The sequence below is a fragment of the Caballeronia sp. S22 genome (assembly GCF_964261745.1).
In the GTDB taxonomy this organism is placed as follows: Bacteria; Pseudomonadota; Gammaproteobacteria; order Burkholderiales; family Burkholderiaceae; genus Caballeronia; species Caballeronia jiangsuensis.
Window position 1 is genome coordinate 121,760 of record NZ_OZ180038.1, and the last position, 17,704, is coordinate 139,463.

General features: G+C 65.4%; 17 protein-coding genes and 1 pseudogene. 9 read left to right on the forward strand and 9 right to left on the reverse strand.

The annotated features are described in order from the left end of the window. The first annotated feature begins 125 nt into the window (after positions 1–125). Positions 126–893, forward strand: a complete 768-nt coding sequence (locus ACEN42_RS27165; RefSeq protein ID WP_371883672.1) for a glycosyltransferase family 2 protein — start codon at positions 126–128, stop codon at positions 891–893. Here ACEN42_RS27165 and ACEN42_RS27170 read toward each other — a convergent pair whose 3' ends face one another. From ACEN42_RS27170 to ACEN42_RS27185, 4 genes are all read right to left on the reverse strand, one after another. Beyond that, positions 894–2,906, reverse strand: coding sequence for a glycoside hydrolase family 28 protein (locus ACEN42_RS27170; RefSeq protein WP_371883673.1), 2,013 nt, complete (start codon positions 2,904–2,906; stop codon positions 894–896). A 288-nt stretch (positions 2,907–3,194) separates the two neighbouring features. Further along, on the reverse strand, positions 3,195–4,523 hold the full coding sequence (locus ACEN42_RS27175; protein ID WP_187604276.1) for a HAMP domain-containing sensor histidine kinase: 1,329 nt from the start codon (positions 4,521–4,523) through the stop codon (positions 3,195–3,197). Then, entirely contained in the window at positions 4,520–5,263 is a 744-nt protein-coding gene (locus tag ACEN42_RS27180) for a response regulator (protein WP_035499809.1), read from the reverse strand. Before ACEN42_RS27180 ends, ACEN42_RS27175 begins: the two co-directional genes overlap by 4 nt. After that, complete coding sequence (locus tag ACEN42_RS27185; RefSeq protein ID WP_167390430.1) at positions 5,250–5,393, reverse strand: hypothetical protein; 144 nt, start codon at positions 5,391–5,393, stop codon at positions 5,250–5,252. Before ACEN42_RS27185 ends, ACEN42_RS27180 begins: the two co-directional genes overlap by 14 nt. Positions 5,394–5,633: 240 nt before the next feature. Between ACEN42_RS27185 and ACEN42_RS27190 the strand changes: the two genes are divergently transcribed. From ACEN42_RS27190 to ACEN42_RS27225, 8 genes are all read left to right on the forward strand, one after another. Further along, positions 5,634–6,173, forward strand: coding sequence for a thioredoxin family protein (locus ACEN42_RS27190; RefSeq protein WP_035499914.1), 540 nt, complete (start codon positions 5,634–5,636; stop codon positions 6,171–6,173). A gap of 203 nt (positions 6,174–6,376) precedes the next feature. Next, positions 6,377–6,595: a DUF4148 domain-containing protein gene (locus ACEN42_RS27195; RefSeq protein ID WP_035499810.1), complete on the forward strand. Its 219-nt coding sequence runs from the start codon at positions 6,377–6,379 to the stop codon at positions 6,593–6,595. A 47-nt stretch (positions 6,596–6,642) separates the two neighbouring features. Further along, the gene (locus tag ACEN42_RS27200) at positions 6,643–6,915 is read left to right on the forward strand and encodes a hypothetical protein (RefSeq protein ID WP_371883674.1); all 273 of its coding nucleotides are present in this window, start codon (positions 6,643–6,645) and stop codon (positions 6,913–6,915) included. Between the two features lie 35 nt (positions 6,916–6,950). Further along, positions 6,951–7,367, forward strand: a complete 417-nt coding sequence (locus ACEN42_RS27205) for an organic hydroperoxide resistance protein (RefSeq protein WP_238295741.1) — start codon at positions 6,951–6,953, stop codon at positions 7,365–7,367. A 78-nt stretch (positions 7,368–7,445) separates the two neighbouring features. Next, positions 7,446–8,369, forward strand: coding sequence for a LysR family transcriptional regulator (locus tag ACEN42_RS27210; RefSeq protein ID WP_250485362.1), 924 nt, complete (start codon positions 7,446–7,448; stop codon positions 8,367–8,369). A 109-nt stretch (positions 8,370–8,478) separates the two neighbouring features. Beyond that, complete coding sequence (locus ACEN42_RS27215) at positions 8,479–9,681, forward strand: YbfB/YjiJ family MFS transporter (protein ID WP_371883675.1); 1,203 nt, start codon at positions 8,479–8,481, stop codon at positions 9,679–9,681. After that, positions 9,678–10,910: an MFS transporter gene (locus tag ACEN42_RS27220; RefSeq protein ID WP_371883676.1), complete on the forward strand. Its 1,233-nt coding sequence runs from the start codon at positions 9,678–9,680 to the stop codon at positions 10,908–10,910. The genes ACEN42_RS27215 and ACEN42_RS27220 overlap by 4 nt, the downstream gene beginning before the upstream one ends. 118 nt (positions 10,911–11,028) lie before the next feature. Next, entirely contained in the window at positions 11,029–11,850 is an 822-nt protein-coding gene (locus ACEN42_RS27225; RefSeq protein ID WP_187604270.1) for a serine hydrolase, read from the forward strand. A 1-nt stretch (position 11,851) separates the two neighbouring features. Here ACEN42_RS27225 and ACEN42_RS27230 read toward each other — a convergent pair whose 3' ends face one another. From ACEN42_RS27230 to ACEN42_RS27250, 5 genes and pseudogenes are all read right to left on the reverse strand, one after another. Continuing rightward, the gene (locus tag ACEN42_RS27230; protein WP_371883677.1) at positions 11,852–13,111 is read right to left on the reverse strand and encodes an MFS transporter; all 1,260 of its coding nucleotides are present in this window, start codon (positions 13,109–13,111) and stop codon (positions 11,852–11,854) included. Positions 13,112–13,195: 84 nt separating this feature from the next. Then, positions 13,196–14,121 (reverse strand): annotated as a pseudogene (locus ACEN42_RS27235) (LysR substrate-binding domain-containing protein). 59 nt (positions 14,122–14,180) lie between these two features. Next, on the reverse strand, positions 14,181–15,476 hold the full coding sequence (locus tag ACEN42_RS27240) for a sugar efflux transporter (protein WP_371883678.1): 1,296 nt from the start codon (positions 15,474–15,476) through the stop codon (positions 14,181–14,183). 225 nt (positions 15,477–15,701) lie between these two features. Further along, positions 15,702–16,610 carry a catechol 1,2-dioxygenase gene (gene catA / locus ACEN42_RS27245; RefSeq protein WP_371883679.1) on the reverse strand — a complete coding sequence of 303 codons (909 nt, stop codon included), beginning with the start codon at positions 16,608–16,610 and terminating at the stop codon, positions 15,702–15,704. A gap of 19 nt (positions 16,611–16,629) precedes the next feature. Beyond that, positions 16,630–17,694, reverse strand: coding sequence for an NADH:ubiquinone reductase (Na(+)-transporting) subunit F (locus ACEN42_RS27250; RefSeq protein WP_371883967.1), 1,065 nt, complete (start codon positions 17,692–17,694; stop codon positions 16,630–16,632). Between the last annotated feature and the right edge of the window lie 10 nt (positions 17,695–17,704).

Below are 17,704 nucleotides of genomic sequence, written 5' to 3' on the forward strand. Positions count from 1 at the left end.
CTGCCGCCCCGCACAGGGGCAGTGCTAATAAACCACCGCGAAACCGGGATCCAGCGAAACCCCCAAGCACCTCCCCCCACAGACGTTAAAATCCACCACGTCCCTCCCGCTCGTCGCTTTCCTCAATGCCATCATCACGCGCATCGTCCACGCATCTCGTCCTCATTCCAAGCTACGACCCTGGCGAGAAAGTCGACGAAACCGTGCGCGGCGCGCGGGAACAGTGGAACCCGGTATGGGTCGTAGTCGACGGCAGCACGGACGGCAGCGCCGAGCGCTTGCTGAAAATGGCCAAAACCGACCCCGGCCTGCACGTAATCGTCTTGCCCGAGAACCGCGGCAAAGGCGCGGCGATTCTCGCGGGCATCGACGAAGCCGCGAAACTCGGCTTCACCCACGCGCTGACGATGGACTCCGACGGCCAGCATCCCGCCGCGCTGATCGGCGCTTTCATGCAAACGTCGATGCGCGCGCCCGACGCGATGATCCTCGGCCGCCCGACATTCGATGCAAGCGCGCCGCAACTGCGCGTTCAGGGCCGGCGCATCTCGAACGGCTGGGCGAATCTGGAGACGCTCTGGATGGGCATCGGCGATTCGCTGTACGGCTTTCGCGTCTACCCGATCGCGCCGCTCGCCGCGCTGATGCGCAAAGCCACATGGATGCGCCGTTTCGACTTCGATCCCGAAGCCGTGGTGCGTCTGTGCTGGCGCGGCGTGCGCCCGATCAACCTCGACGCCCCAGTGCGCTATTTCAAACCGGAAGAGGGCGGCGTCTCGCATTTCCGCTATGGCCGCGACAACGCGCTGCTCACATGGATGCACGCGCGGCTTCTTTTCGGCTTCGTGCTGCGCTTGCCCTTGCTCATCGCGAGACGCCTGTCCGGGCGATGATCAGCGCGGATCGCTGACCGTCGAGTTCATCGTCACGCCCGCGATCACCGTGTTCTTCAACACGATGTCGTGCACGTTGTACGCGTAGATCGGGCCCGGCGTCGTCGCGGTGGCGGGACCGGCCGCGACCGGCGTGCCGAAATCGCAATCCGTGATCGTCACGCCGGTGATCGCCGGAATCGCGGGCGTCGGCGCGGGGCCGTTGTAATCGAACGCGACCGGGCCTTGCGCGACGATCGCCTGAAAGCACGAACCGGTCACGCCGTTCAGCGACACATTGCTCGCCTTCACGTTCGAGATATTCACGTTCTGCACGAGCGCGGGCCGCGTGCGGATCGCGTCCTTCGACGGCTGATAGTCGCAGTCGAACGTGATGATGCCGCCCTGCGCCGCCGATGGATTCGCCGCCGCCGCCGTCGCCACGCCGAGCGGCACCGTCGCGTTGATCGGGCTGCCCGCGAGCAGGCTGCTGCCGTAGCCGGAAGGCGTCAGGCTCACGCCGTTGGGCAGCGTCACGTTGTCCACGTAGAAATCCTTCACGAAGCCGCCGCGATTCATGTTCGTCTTGATGCGGATCGCGATGTTCAGCGAATTCGTCGCCCAGAACTTGTTGAGCATCTGCAGATTGCGCGCGTAGATCTGCTGCACGCCGCCGCCCATTTCGCTGCCGAGCGTGATGCCGCCGTGGCCGCTGTTCATCGTGCAATTCTGGATCACGTGGTTTTGCGCCGGGCCGTATTGCGTGTCGAGATTCTTGCCCGACTTGATCGCGATGCAGTCGTCGCCAGTGTTGAACGTGACGTTCTCGCACAGGACCATGTCGCAGGCGTCGGGATCGAAACCGTCGTTGTTCGGGCCGATGCTGTCCACGGTCACGCCGCGCATCACGACGTTCTGGCAATCGGTCGGATGGTGCTGCCAGAACGGCGTGTTGTTCGTGCGATAGCTTTCCATCAGCACGTTCGTGCAGCCGATGAATTCCACCATGCAGGGGCGCAGATAATGGCCGATGCCGAAGATGCGCTTCTCGATTGCGACGCCCGCCTCCGAAAGCGCGGGCAGATAGTTCTGGTCCTGCTGCCAGGGCGTGGCGGGATCGGTGAGTTTGGCGTAGAGCGCATCGGGGATGCCGGGCACGGCGGTTTTCAGATCGACGTTGTTCGCGTTGCTCGATGCCTGTGAAGGCGTCGACGAATTCACGCAGCCGTAGACGCCGTTGTTGCCCTTCCATGTCCACCAGCACGTCGCGGTGTTGCCGCTGCCGGCGAAGGGCGTCATCGCCTGGCCGTTGAGCACCGAAGTATCGCCTTCGCCCGTGACCGCGATGTTCTTCTGGTTGCGCGCGTAGACCGGCGGGCCGTAGTTGAGGCAGTCGTTCGCCTGCCAGCGGCTGTAGAAGAGCTTGCCGTTCGGGCCGCAATCGATCGGGCCGTCCTTCGCGTAGTCGGCCGGATTCGGGCTGAAATAGACCGTGCAGTTCGCTGACAGATGGAAGTCGACGTTGGACAGCAGCACAATCGGGCCGGCGCAATACCACGCGCCGGCTGGCACGACGACATGGCCGCCGCCGGCCGCGTTGCAAGCCGCGATGGCCGCGAGAAACGCCGGACGCGAGTCGAAGGAGCCGGGCGCGTTGGTCTGATCGGCGCCCGTGCTCAACGGCGATTTCGTCGGATCGGTGTACGGATTCGCCGCCGCGACGACCGCGCAGGGCTTCGCGCCGTAATCGGTGACGAGGAACTGGCGGCTCGGAAACATCGACGTCGATACGCTTTGCAGCGCGTTCACGATCTGCGTCGCCGAACCGGACGCGCCCCAGATCGGGTCCGGTGCGGCGGGCGGCGGCGTCGAACCGGAGCCTGAATTCGAGTCGTCGTGGCCGCCGCAGCCCGCGAGCGTGCCGAGCGCGCCCATCGCACCGATGAGCGGCGCGCCCGCCGAAATGCCCGCGAATTTGACGAACGTGCGGCGCGCGACGGATCGCACCGCCGATGCATGTTTCGGTTGCTTCATGAAAGTCTCCTCGATGCGGATTTTTTGAGCGCGCGCGAAGCGCACGGACGCACGGCGCGGCGTCCGGTCTGAGATTCGAAGGGAAGTGCGAAGCGGGCGTCAGCCAGAAGGCTGCGAGGGAGAAAACAAACGATGTCGTACAACATCAGCGCGGCGGGGCATGGCGTCTCCAGCGATGTCCGGTGCGCGCGTGGGGCCGCGCGTCATGGAGCAAACATTAGCGGAGATCGCTATACAACGTCAAGCGGGGCTAACGTGTAGTCCACGTTTGATATGAGACGTCGTATGTTAAGTCGCCTTTTTGAGGACCAGACGCGCTTCCAGCCCGCCGCCTTCGCGATGATGCAGCGTGAGCGACGCGTCCATCGCGAGCGTAAGTTGCCGCGCGATGGCGAGCCCCAGACCCGTGCCGCCGGTCTGCCGGTTGCGCGAGCCTTCCAGCCGCACGAACGGCTCGAACACCGCCTCCAGCGATTCGTCGGGAATGCCCGGACCGCGATCGAGCACGGCGATGACGGCGCGGCCATCGTCGCGTGTGGCGACTTCGATCTCCGCCGCGCCGGAATACTTGATCGCGTTATCGACGAGATTGCCCACGACGCGCTTCAACGCCTGCGGAGGCGCCATCAGCGCGCCGGCGATGTTCCCGCGCAAGGTCACCGATTGCCCGGCATCGAGATAGTCATCGACGATGCTCTCGAACAGCGCATCCGGATCGATGCGGCGCGGCGCTTCGTTCGTGCCGTGCAGCGTGCGCGCGTAGGTCACGCCTTCCTTCACGAGCGACTCCATTTCCTTCAGGTCCTGCTGAAGCTTCGCGCCGGCCGCCTCGTCGTCCATCACGTCCACGCGCAGACGCATGCGCGTGATCGGCGTCTGCAGGTCGTGCGTGATCGCCGCGAGAATCTGCATGCGCTGGGTCATGTAGGTCGAGACGCGGTCCTGCATCGCGTTGAACGCCTTCGCGGCGCGCGCGACTTCCTCCGGCCCGGATTCGGGCAGGCGCTCGGCCTTGAGATCGGGACCGAGCGTATCGGCGGCATTGGCGAGGCGTTTGAGCGGGCCCGTCGCGAGGCGCACCGCGAGCCAGCAGCACCCGCCGAGCACGATCAGTTGCAGCACCAGCACCAGCGGCAGCCAGCCGGACAGCGGCGTGCCGACCATCGGACGCATATCGATGGTGAGCGGCGAGCCGTCCGACAGCCGCAGATGCACCTGAAAGCGCTCCCTGTCGCCGGGCACGGCGTTGACCGTCAGCGGATAGCGCTTGCCGATGCCTTCGCCGATGGAGCGCGCAAAGCGCTCCGACAGCGCGGCATCCAGCGGCGCGCCCGTCTCGCCGGGTCCGAGAATGAACGTGTAGCTGCGGCGTGCGAGACGCGGCAGCCACGCCGCGCGCTCGTCCGGCGGCAGATGATCGAGCAGCGCGACCGAGCTCGCCACTTCGCGCTCGACGTAGCCCACCATCATGTGGGTCATCGAATCGTCGCGTTCGCGCATCGTCAGAAGGAACGAGAAGGTCTGCGCGAGCGCCAGTCCGACGACGAGAATCAGCGCGAGCCGCGCGAACAGCGTGCGCGGCCAGTGCAGCAGGGAAGCGGGCGTTACCGTGCTCATTGAGAAGACTCGATCGGTTTGACCTCGGCCGAAAACACATAGCCTTCGCTGCGCAGCGTCTTGATGTAGCGCGGCTCGCGGGCGGTGTCGCGCAGACGTTGGCGCAGTCGCGACACGAGCAGGTCGATGGAGCGGTCGAACGCATCGGCCTGGCGTCCTTGCGTCAGGTTCAGGAGTTGATCGCGCGTGAGCACGCGCTGCGCGTTGTCGAGAAACACGCGCAGCAGCCGGTATTCCGCGCCGGACAGCGCAACCATCGTGCCTTCGGCATCGAGCAGATGACGCGCGGTCGTGTCGAGGCGCCAATCGCCGAATGCGAGCATCGGCGCGGATTCGCTCACTTCCATTCCCGGCGGCAACATGCGCGTGCGGCGCAGCACCGAGCGGATGCGCGCGAGCAGTTCGCGCACGGCGAAGGGTTTCGGCAGGTAATCGTCGGCGCCCATTTCGAGACCGAGAATGCGATCCGCTTCCTCGTTGCGCGCGGTGAGCATCAGCACCGGCACGTCGCGGTACTTGCCCGCGCGCAGCTCGCGGCACAGCACGAGACCGTCTTCGCCGGGCAGCATCAGATCGAGCACGATCAGATCCGGCGCGCCTTGCTGCTCGAGCACGGCGCGCATCTGCCGGCCGTTCGCTGCGAGCGACACGCGCATGCCGTTCTTTTCGAGGTAGGTGGCGAGCAGTTCGCGAATGCCGCGATCGTCGTCGACGATCAATACGTGATCAGTGGTTTCCATCGATGGATCGTTGTCGTTGACGCTTGAGTTGCACCCGGCTCGGGCTGACCAGCAGACACTGAACCGGATGGGCCATTTCCGTCGCGATACCGCCTACGAGAAAGGCGAGAACCGCCAGCATGCGTTTCATTCGAAGCTCCCGCTGATAATGCGATGTCTGCGTTATAGCGCGCTTCGGCGGAAGTTTTGTATCGCAGTGTATCCCGCATGTCGCACGATACATAACATTGCGCAGCGCGCCTTTTTCCGACACAAGCGGGATACGCGCGAGCAGTCCAATGCGGTCATGCCGATGAGAACGTCGGCCTGCCGGGGCCAAAGGCTCATATCGAGCCACCCCGTTTTTTTACCGCATTCAGAGGACTTCGACATGCTCGCCGCCATCAAGAACGCTGCCGCGTGCGCCGGACTGGCCGCCTGCGCGGCCATCACGCCCGTGCACGCCGCCGCGCCCGCAAGCGCCAACACGCATTCCAACGCCGCGCCGGAATTCGCCGGCATCGACACATGGCTCAACAGCGCGCCGCTCACGCTCGCGCAGTTGCGCGGCAAGGTCGTGCTCGTCGATTTCTGGACCTTCGCGTGCGGCAACTGCGTCAATACGCTGCCGTCCGTGAAGTCGTGGCATCAGAAGTACGCGGACAAGGGGCTTGTCGTCATCGGCGTGCATACGCCCGAGTTTCCGTTCGAGCAGGACACGAACAATGTGAAGCGCGCGATCGAGCGCTTCGGCATCACGTATCCCGTCGCGCAGGACAACCGCTATGCGACCTGGGCCGCGTACGGCAATCAGTACTGGCCGGCGTTCTATCTGATCGACAAGCACGGGCAGGTGGCCTACACGCACGTCGGCGAGGGCGATTACGCGCAGACCGAAGCGGCGATCCAGAAGCTGCTGGCCGAACGCTAAGCCGGGTTTCGTATCGCAATGTATCTGGAACGTGCGCGATACAAAACATTGCACAAGACCCGCATCCCGGACACAAGCCAGATACCTGCGGGGCTTCAAATACACACAACGACGGCTCACGAGTGAAACGCAAGACGAACACCGCGAAGCCCGAGTGCCGTAACTCATACAACCGACCGATTGATCCGCCAAGGAGAAACACCATGAAATCCACGATCGTTGCTTTCGCTCTCGTCGCCAGCGCTGTTGCAGGTGTTGCTCATGCCGCCGTGCCGGCAAACCCGGTGAACGTGCAGAGCCAGCAAACCGTTGCGAGCCAGAACAACGCGGGCAAGACCCGCGCCGAAGTGAAGCGCGAACTGGTTCAGGCACAGCGCGACGGTCAGATCGCCGCGCTGCGCAGCCTGTATCAAGGTAGCTGATTCGTTATTACCAAATATCGACCGACATTACTCATAGAGACCCAATCATGATCAAGCAATTCGTCACCGCCGCAGTCATCGCCGTCAGCGCCGTCGCCACCGGTTCCGCCTTCGCCAGCAGCGGCTACGGCCCCGCGCCGCACTATGACCCGCTCGCAGGCGCGCCCGCCTCGCAACGCGGCGTGAGCGTGCAGACCATCGCCAATGAAAGCGCCGCAATGCCGATGCAGGCGTACGGCGGCATGACCGACACGATCTCGCAATCGGGCACGCGCGGCACGTCGACGAACGACGTGGCCAGACTCTTCGCGCATCACTAAGCCAATCAACTTTTGAACACACAGAGGAACGCATCATGACCCAGATCGACACCGTCCTGTACACCGGCAAAACCCGCGTCGTCGGAGGCCGCGAAGGCCATGCGAAGAGCACCGATGGCCGTCTCGACGTGAAACTCTCGCCGCCTGGATCGACGGGCGCGGGCACCAATCCCGAGCAGATGCTCGCCGCGGGCTGGTCCGCGTGTTTCATCGGCGCGATGGGCAAGGCCGCCGCGAAACTGAAGGTCCGCCTGCCCGCCGACACCGCTGTCGATGCGGAAGTGGACCTCGGCATGGCGGGCGAAGCGTACCTGCTGCGCGCGCGCCTGAACGTGAGCCTGCCGGGCATCGAGCGCGCGGTGGCCGAGGAAATCGCCAACCTGGCGCATCAGACCTGCCCGTACTCGAAGGCGCTGAAGAGCAACATCGACGTGACGATCACGGTGGTCTGACGCGTTTCACCGGCGCGCTTAGGCGATTGGGTCCGGTAGACTTGGCGCTTCATCGATCAAGCGAAGCACCGAGCCGACATGGACCGAATCGACGCGATGAAGGTTTTCATCGCCACGCTGGACGAGGGCAGTCTGGCGGGCGCGGGGCGGCGGCTCGGCCGCTCGCCCGCCGCCGTGAGCCGGGCGATCGCCTTTCTCGAAGAGCACACCGGCACCGCGCTGCTCCATCGCACGACGCGCACCATCAAGCTGTCCGAAGCCGGCGAACGTTACGCCGCCGCGTGCCGCCGCATCCTCATCGATCTCGAAGAAGCCGACTTGCTGATCGCGCACGAGCGTTCCGCGCCGCGCGGCCTGCTGACGATCACCGCGCCTGTCGCCGCGGGCGAAGACTTCCTGCGTCCGATGCTCGACGATTTCATCGCGCGCTTTCCCGCCGTTTCCGTGCGCCTGCAAATGCTCGACCGGCCCGTGAGCCTGATCGACGAAGGCATCGATGTGGCGCTGCGCATCGCGCATCTGTCGGACTCGACGCTGATCGCGATTCCCGTGGGCGAAGTGCGGCGCGTCGTGGCCGCGTCGCCGCGCTATCTCGCGAAGCATCCGCGCATCGGACAGCCTGCCGATCTCGCGCAGCATCAGATCATCTCGATGACGCACTTCGGCCTCGATTCGTGGAGCTTTCCGACTTCGGGCGGCTCGACGATTCCGCAAGTCGTGCAGTTCGCGCCGCGCTTCATCGTCAACACGGTGCGGGCGGCCGTGGCATCCGCCGTCGACGGGCACGGGCTCACGCGGCTCTTTTCGTATCACGTCGCGAAGGAAGTGAAGGACAAGACGCTGCAGATCGTGCTGCCGGACAGCGAACATGCGCCGTTGCCGGTGCATCTGCTGACGCCGCACGGAAGGCTTTCGGTGCCGAAGGTGCGGGCGTTCGTCGATTTCGCGACCCCGCGTCTGCGGCGTCACTTCAAGCAATCGCAACTCGATTCAACCGCATAACGGAAGATTATCTTCCGATCGGCGTCGATTCTCTCTTGATGCGATCGAATATAGACTGGCCTTCATGAAAGGGCGCGCAGAGCGCGCCCGAAGCCGTAGTGGAGGCACTATGCGATACGCAGTCTTGAACCAGCCGGAACGCGGGTCGTTCCAGCTTTGGCGTGGCGTGCTGGCCGGCGCCAGCGCGAGTCTGATCGGCATCGGGCTTGCACGGTTTGCCTATACGCCGCTCCTGCCGGCGATCATCGGCGCGCACTGGTTTCCCGCATCGACGGCGGCGTATCTCGGCGCGGCCAATCTCGGCGGCTATCTCGCGGGCGCGCTCGCGGCGGGCTGGCTCGCGCGCCACGCACGCGCCGCGACAGTCCTGCGCGCGATGATGGTGCTCGCCACCATCGCGTTCGTCGCGTGCGCGTTTCCCGTTTCGTTTCTGTGGTTCTTCGTGTGGCGGTTCCTGTCGGGCATTTCCGGCGGCGCGTTAATGGTGCTCGCCGCGCCGACGATCATCGCGCATGTTGCGCCGTCGCGTCGCGGATTCGCGAGCGGCGCGATTTTCACCGGCATCGGGCTCGGCATCGCTGCGTCGGGGACGATCGTGCCGCTGCTGCTTCGGCAAGGCCTCACGCAGACCTGGCTCGGGCTCGCGGTAGTGTCGTCGTTGCTGACGATCGTCGCGTGGCACGGATGGCCGTCGCAGGATGCGCCCGCGCCTGCGCAAGAGACGCCACACAGGCACGCGAAGGCGCCGTCGCCGCCCGCGTTGCGCGCGTTGTTCGTCGAGTACGCGCTCAATGCGGTCGGTCTCGTGCCGCACATGATTTTTCTCGTCGATTTCGTCGCGCGCGGTCTCGGCAAAGGTGTCGATGCGGGCGCGGAATTCTGGGTGCTCTACGGACTCGGCGCGATCGCCGGTCCGCTCCTCGCAGGACATCTCGCCGATCGCGCCGGCTTCGGGCCTGCATTGCGCGTCGCGTATCTGCTTCAGCTCGTGGCGGTCGCATTGCCCGCGGTGTCGTCGAATTCGGGCTTGCTGATGATGTCGAGCGTGCTGGTCGGCGCGTTCACGCCGGGCATCGTGCCGCTCGTGCTCGGACGCGTGAACGAACTGCTCGGACATCATCCGGCCGCGCAGAAGGGCGCGTGGCGCACCGCGACCACGGGATTCGCCGTGCTCCAGGCGCTCGCGGCTTACGGTCTTTCGTTTCTGTTTTCGAACAGCGGCGGCGATTACCGCTTGTTGTTCGTGATCGGCGCGCTCGCGCTTGCCGTTGCGCTTGCCATCGATCTGCTTACCGCGTTGAGGTCGAAATGAGCCAGGTTGTTTCAGCATCCATCCCGCTCGGCTATGCCGAACGCAACGGACAGTACTGGCGGCGCAATCTCGCCGTCTGCGTGTTCGGTTCGTTCACGACGCTCGTGAGTCTCAGCATGCTGCTGCCGTTTCTGCCGCTGTATGTGCGGCAACTCGGCGTGGAGTCGCAGTCGGCGGTGATCGAATGGTCGGGCGTCGCGTTCAGCGCGACGTTCCTCGGCACCGCAGTCACCGCGCCGATCTGGGGGCGTCTCGCCGATCGCTACGGCCGCAAGCCGATGCTCGTGCGCGCGGCGGTCGGCATGGCCATCGTGATGTCGCTGATCGGCGTCGCGCATTCGGTGCATCAACTGGTCGCGCTGCGTCTGCTCGCGGGGCTGATCGGCGGGTACGCGTCGGCATCGACGGTGATGATCGGCACGCAGGCGCCGCGCGAACGGGCCGGCTGGGCGCTCGGCATATTGTCGACGGGCGCGCTCGCGGGCAATCTCGCCGGGCCGCTGATCGGCGGCATGTTGCCGGGACTGATCGGCATTCGCGGAACCTTCTTCGCGGGCGCGGGGATGATCGCGGTGGCCGCGCTCGCGACGATCTTTCTGGTGAAGGAGGACTTTCATCCGGACGATGCGAAAAAGCGCGCGTCGCACACGGATTCGACGCACGCGCATCGCACGAATTACGTCGTGGTCGCCGCGCTGCTCATGACCGCGATGATGGTGCTGCTCGCGAACATGTCGATCGAACCGATCATCACCGTCTACATCGGCGGGCTCGGCGTGAAGGCCGATAACGTGGCGCGCATCGCGGGCGTCGTCATGGCGTGCTCGGCGCTCGGCAGCATGCTGACCGCGGCGCGGCTCGGCGCGCTGGCGGACCGCATCGGAAGCTGGAACGTGATCGTCGGGTGCCTCGTGCTGACCGGCATCGCGATGATTCCGCAGGCGTTCGTGCACCAGTGGTGGCAGCTCGCCGCATTGCGCATGCTGATGGGCATGACGCTCGCCGGCTTGCTGCCTTCCATCGCGAAGCTCGCGCGCAGCGCCGTCAGCGAAAACAGCAGCGGACAGATGCTCGGTTATCTGCAATCGGCGCAGTTCAGCGGGCAGGTCGTCGGGCCGCTGATCGGCGGGCAGATCGGCGTGTGGCTCGGTTTGCACTCGGTGTTCTTCGTGACGGGAAGCCTGCTGATTGCGTGCGCGGGACTCGCGCACTGGGCGCGCACGCGTTAGCCCGCGTTGCGCGGTTTAAGTTTCACTTAAGCCGCGCAACTTACGGTAGCGGACTCTTTTGCCTGTCGCTGCCCCATGCCGCCGCCACTCTTTTCGATGACGCGCATCTGATCGCGTCATGCTCAAAGTCCATCTCTTCTTCATCGTCTTCATTGTCGCGAGTCTCGTGCCGCTCATCGCGCACGCGAAACGCGTCGTTGCAGCCGAACCGGTGTTGCAGGCGCGCGCCGCGATCGCCGTCGATCTCTCCACCGGACGCACGCTCTACGCGAAGCACGCTGACGCGCGCGTGCCGATCGCATCGCTCACCAAGCTTCTCACCGCGATGGTCGTGCTCGACTCGAAACGCTCGCTGCTCAAACCCGCGCGCATCACCGATGCCGATGTCGATCGCCTCAAGTGGTCGCGCTCGCGCCTGCCCGTCGGCTCGCTTCTGTTGCGCAAGACGATGCTGCATATCGCGCTGATGTCGTCGGAGAATCGCGCCGCCTTCGCGTTGAGCCGCGATTATCCCGGCGGCCGCGCGGGCTTCGTGCATGCGATGAACCGCACCGCGAAGCGCCTGCATATGAATCGCAGCCATTTCGTCGATCCGACCGGTCTCTCGCCGCACAACGTATCGACCGCGCGCGATCTCACGAAGCTCGCGCGCGCGGCGTATCGCTATCCGACGATTCGCGAATACGCGACTTCACATCACAAGCTCGTGCTCGGCGGCGCGGGGCCGCTGATGTATCGCAATACCGATCCGCTGGTCTATCGCGCGGCGTGGGACGTGGGATTGCAGAAGACGGGTTTCACGAACGAGGCGGGGCATTGCCTCATCGTCGTCGCGCAGGTGCATGGGCGGCCGACGCTCTTCGTGATTCTCGGCGCGCCGGGCGAGCACGCGCACTTTCAGGATGCGGTGAAGCTGCGGAGTTGGTTGTTGAAGCGATAAGTCATGCACGCATGCCCGCAAGCGATGCTTCGTCAACAGGCCGATCATCGATAGGAAAATGCAGCAGCGCCGCGACGAGACCCGCGACGGCCGTCGCACCCCAGATCAGCGAGTACGAACCGGTCGTGTCGAACACATAGCCGCCGAGCCACGCGCCGAGAAACGATCCAAGCTGATGGCTGAGAAACACGACGCCGAACAACGTGCCCAGATGCCGCGTGCCGAATACCTTCGCGATGAGCCCGTTGGTGAGCGGCACCGTGCCGAGCCACGTCAGCCCCATGACGGCGGCGAAGATGACGACGGATACGCTCGTCGTCGGCAGCAGCACGAAGAGGGCAATCGTGCCGCCGCGAATCAGATAGAGCCACGCGAGCACGTGATGCTGCCGCCAGCGTCCGCCGAGCCATCCGCATCCCCAGCTGCCGATCATGTTGAAGAGGCCGATCAGCGCGAGCGCCGTCGCGCCGAGCCCGACCGGCATGTGGCAGAGCATCAGATAACCCGGCAGATGTGTCGCGATGAACGCGAGCTGAAAACCGCATGTGAAAAAGCCGAGCGTCAGGAGCCGGTAGCCGCGATGACGCGACGCATACGCGAGCGTCTCGCGCAGCGGCATCGCGTGTGTTTCATTTGATGCCGCCACCGCCGCCGATGCCTTGCTCCGGCGGCTCGCGCGGTCGAGCACGATGCCCAAGGGCGCCGCGAGCAGCAACACGAAGGCAAGGGCATAGAGCGACGCCGCCACGCCCGCATGCACGCGCACTTCCTGCGCGAACGGCACCATCAGCACTTGTCCGAGCGAGCCGCCCGCGCTGGCGAGACCCATCGCGACGCTGCGCGTTTGCGGCGACGCGACGCGTCCGACCGTCGCGAGCACGACACCGAAGCTCGTGCAACTGATGCCAATGCCGACGAGCAACCCGAGGCCTATCACGAGCATCCAGCCGGAAGTCGCGGCGGCCGCGAGCGCGAGGCCCGCCGCGAACGTGGCCGCGCCCATCGCGACGACGGGCGCGGCGCCGTACCGGTCGGCGGCGGCGCCTGCGAACGGCTGCGCGAAGCCCCAGACGAGATTGTGCAGTGCGATCGCGAAGGCGATCAGTGTGACGGGCAGACCGCGATCGAAGGAAAACGGCCCGATGAAAAGCCCGAAAGTCTGACGCACGCCCATCGCGGCGCTCAGGATCAGCGCGGCCGCGCCGATGAGCGCCCACGCCGTTGCGCGGTTCGTGCCGGTAGTGCTCGATAGTGACGACATGGCGCTATTCCTCCTTGCGGCCATCCTCGCAGGCGAACGTCCGTGCTGACAAACGAAAAGTTTTCGCTGACGGATGAGCGCAGTTCAACCGCGACGCTTCGCTTCGTCGCCGTCGTTGCCGACGAACTCTTTCGCCTGCGCGATCAGCCAGTCGCGGAACGCGACGAGATCCGCGCGGGCGCTCGCTTGCGGCGTCTCGCAGAGCCAGTACGCGGTCTGCGTCTCGACGCTCGTCGCGGACGCTTCAACGAGCGTGCCCGCGACCAGTTCGCGATCGACGAGCGGACGCCGGCCGATGACGACGCCGAGCCCGGCCGCGGCGGCATCGAACGCGAGCTGCACGGTATCGAAACGCAGGCCGCCCTGGAGATCGAGGCCGTCGATGCCCGCGCCGTCCATCCACGCCTGCCAGTCCTGGCTCGCGGTATCGACGTGGATGAGCGCGGCGCGCGCGAGATCGGGGATGCCGTCGGCGCCCGTCAGCCCGGCGCGATACGCCGGACTGCACAGGGGCACGAGGCGCTCGCCGAAGAGACGTTGCCACGACGCGCCATCCACCGGGCCGCGCGAGAGGCGCAGGCCGAAATCGAAGCCATCGACGGGAAAGCCCGCCTGACGGCGCGAGGTGTCGATGGTCACGTCGATGTTGGGCCAGCGCGCGCGGAAATCCGGCAGGCGCGGGACGAGCCAGCGAGCGGCGAGCGTGGGCGCGCAGGTCACGGCGATGGCGCGGCGCGTGCGTTTGCCGGGCAGCGTCTGCGTGCCGATCGCGATGAGCGAAACGCTTCGGCGATGTACGGCAGATAGTGCTCGGCCGCCGCGCTCAGCGAAAGCCCGCGCGGCTCGCGCACGAAAAGCTCGACGCCGAGCACCTTCTCCAGCGCGCCGATGCCGTGGCTCACCGCGCCGGGCGTCACGTTGAGTTCGGCGGCGGCGAGCTTGAAACTGCGATGGCGCGCGGCGGCTTCGAAGAGACGCAGGGCGTTGAGCGGCGGAAGGCGCTGGGGCATGTTGGCGTGTCGGATCGACGAGGTGTGCGTCTATATTGCCATCGTCGCGGGAGGGGCTGTCAGCGGGCCGGCCGACGCCGCGCCTTCCACCAGGCGAGCGAGCGCCGCGCCATGAGCCCGAACGGCGGATTGGCGAACAGCACCGCCGCGCCCAGCGCGATGGCGCCGCACACGAGAAACGTGCCGCGATAGCCGAGCGCCGCCACGAGCGCGCCGGACAACACGCCGGAAAGAATCGAGCCGACGCGCGATGCGTTGAAGAACAGCGCCGTCGCCGCGCCCGGCGTGCGGGGCATGAGGTCCTGCATATAGGTCATGCCGAGACACGAAATCACCGACACGACGAACGCGTTGAACGCCTGCATCGGGATCAGGAACTGGACGCTCTGCGATGCCGCGACCGCGATGAAGTAGATCGTGTGCACGGCCGCCGACGACGCGAGCCAGCGCTGCTTGTCGAGGCGCGAGCCGCGTGCGCCGAGCGCGAGCATCATCGGAATTTCGAGGAGCGCGCCGAGCCCGAGCATGACGGACACGTCGATGCGCGAGCCATGCATGCCGTGCACGACGTAAAGCGGCAGCACGATCATGGTCGCGCTCGCCGCAAGTCCGATGAGCGTCATCGCGACCGTGGCGCGCCATATCTCCGCGCGCGAGTGCGACACGCCGGCGTGCGGCGGCACGAGTTCATCGGTGTCGGGCGCGGTCACTTCGAGCAGCGATGACGGATCGCCTGCATAGTGCGCGGGCGCGCTGTGCGGGTCGCCCTTGGGCGAATCGTGCATGCGCCAGACGATCGCGCCGCACGCGATGAAACACGCAGCCGCGAACAGGAACAGGCCGTAGAAACCAGCCGCGGCCAGCACCAGCGCGCCGACGGAAGGCCCGAATACCCATGCCATCGAGAGCACGGTTCTCAGCGTCGCGAGTGCGAGGGCCCGCTCGGCGGCGTCATCGACGGGCAGGGCGGCGCGCGCAAAGGAGAACACGAGCGACATGGCCGAGCCGCCCGCGCCGAGAAACACGACGCCGATCGCCACCAGCGCGGCGTAATTGCGCACCAGACACAGCAGCAAAAAGCCGAGCGACGACGCGATGAGCGCCGCCAGCAGCAATTCCCGATGATGACCGTGCCTGTCGGACCATTTGCCGGCGAAAGCGCTCGCCACGACACCGCTCGCGGCGATGACCGTCATGAAGACGCCGAGCCGCAACGGACTCATGTCCGCCTGCTCGACGCTGAACAAGGACAGATACGGCGCGGTGAACGACATCGCGACACCGAGCATCAGCGTCGCGCCGGAGAGCGGCAGAAAGAACGGGATCCGTGTGAGACTGAGCAGGCGTGTATTCATCGGGGACGTGGGGCGGCATGTGCGATTCAGGCGCGAAAGTGCGAGTTGCGACGCGCGCCGGTCTGCGGGCAGTTTGCCACCACGATCCCGATAATGTGTGGCAATCGGTCGATCATGGATGACCGCTCGCTAATCTCAGCCGACCTGCTGAATGGCAGCAACTTTCACATCCGCTTTCGAATTCCCTCGCACTGACAGCCGACTCCACGCGGCATGCGCCGAATATCAGGCAACGGCGCGGGCCCGTATTACCTCCGTCGTCGGCACGTCGCTGCGTTCGCGCGAGAGCGTGAAGTCGAAATCGATCAGCGCGAAGTTGCCATGCACGCCGTACCGCTCGCCTTCCGCGCCTTCGGCCTTCCTCAGTTCCGGCACGAGTCCTTCGCGCGTGGCGAACGCGAAGTCGTCCCACAGATACGGATCGCCTTCGATGTTGATCTGCGTCGTGAGCTTGCGATAACCCGGCGACGAGACGAAGAAGTGAATATGCGCGGGCCGGTGACCGTGCCTGCCGAGCCGATCGAGAAGTTGCTCCGTCTTGCCGCCCGGCGGCACGCTGTAGCCCACCGGAACGACGCTGCGAAAACTATAGCCGCCTTGCGAGTCCGTCCGGATCGAGCCGCGCAGGTTGAACGCGGGCTGTGAGTTGTCGAAGTGCGAGTAATTTCCCAGATGGTTCGCATGCCACACTTCGACCAGCGCGTTCGCGAGCGGCTTGCCGTCGTCGCCGAGCACGAAGCCGCGCATCACGAGCGTCTGACCGGGATCGTTGCCGTCATCGATACGCGCATGGCCTTGCGACTCCGGCGCACCGGCCACATACAACGGCCCTTCGATCGTGCGCGGCGTGCCGCCTTCGAGGCCCGCTTTCTGTTCCGCTTCATCGAGTCGCAGATCGAGAAAATGCTCGAACCCGAGTCCCGCGGCAATCAGGCCGAACTCGCCGCGCTGGCCCGTCTCGGTCAGGAAATTGAGCGCGGTCCAGAATTCATCGGGCGTGACGTCGAGATCCTCGATCGTATGAAACAGATCCCGCACGATGCGGTTCACGATCGCCTTCGTGCGCGGATTGCCTTCGCTCGTCGCGCTGTCGTTGATCTTTTGCAGGAGCGTGTCGATCGTATCGTGGTTCATGGCGTGTCTCCATTGGTCTTCAGATCGATTTGAACAAGGGGCTCTTCGCAAGCGCATCGGCGCCGTCCGCGCTGGTGAGGAACTTTTCCGTGTAGATGTCGCGCTCGAAAAGCTGGCCTTGCATCAGCGTGCGGATCGCGGCTTCGATCATCACGGGTGGGCCGCACAGATACGCCTTGTGTCCGCGGAACACACCGTCGAAATGCGCTTTCGCTGCGTCGTGCACGAAACCGCGAAAGCCTTCCCAGGACGAGTCCGCCGCTTCGTCGGAGAGCGCCGGCACATACGTGAAGTTCGCGTGCGCGCTTGCGAGCTGCAGAAAAAGCTCGTGGTAGTAAAGCTCGGCGCGATTGCGCGCGCCGTACACGAGCGTGATCCGCCGCGCGTCGTTCTCTTCGAGCAGATCGATCAGCATCGACTTCGGGCTCGACAGTCCCGAGCCGCCCGCGATCAGGATCACCGGTTGCGGGTCCGACTTGCGCACGAAGAATCGCCCATAAGGACCGCTGAAGCGGATCTCGTCGCCGGACCTGATTTCTTCGTGCAGATAACCCGTGCCCTTGCCGCCGGGCACGCGCCGCACATTCAGTTCGATGACCGTGCGCGACGTCGGCTTGTCCGCGAGCGAGAACGCACGCGGCATGTCCTCGCCGGGGATATGCACGTTCACGTACTGCCCCGCCTGAAACTCGATGCCATCGCCGTCCAGTTCGACGAAAATGCCCTTGATCGTCGGTGTGAGATCGATCATCTGCTTCACGCGGCCGGTGTAGTCGCGCACGGGGAAGTGGCGCGCGTCCTCGTCTTCGTCGATGTCCGCCTCGATCGTCAGGTCCGATTGCGCCGTCGCGCAGCACGCGAGGCACTTCTGCTCGTCGCGCTCGAAGTCCATCAGCGCGAACGGCGATGCATGTCCGTGCTCGATCTCGCCGTCCAGCACCTGCACCTTGCACGTCGCGCACAGGCCGTGACAGCAGGCGTGCGGCAGCCACACGCCGGCGCGCATGCACGCATCGAGGATGGTCTGCTCCTCCTCGATCTCGATCGTCTGCCCGATCGGCTCGATGGTCAGTTGGTAGCTCATCATCGTCTCC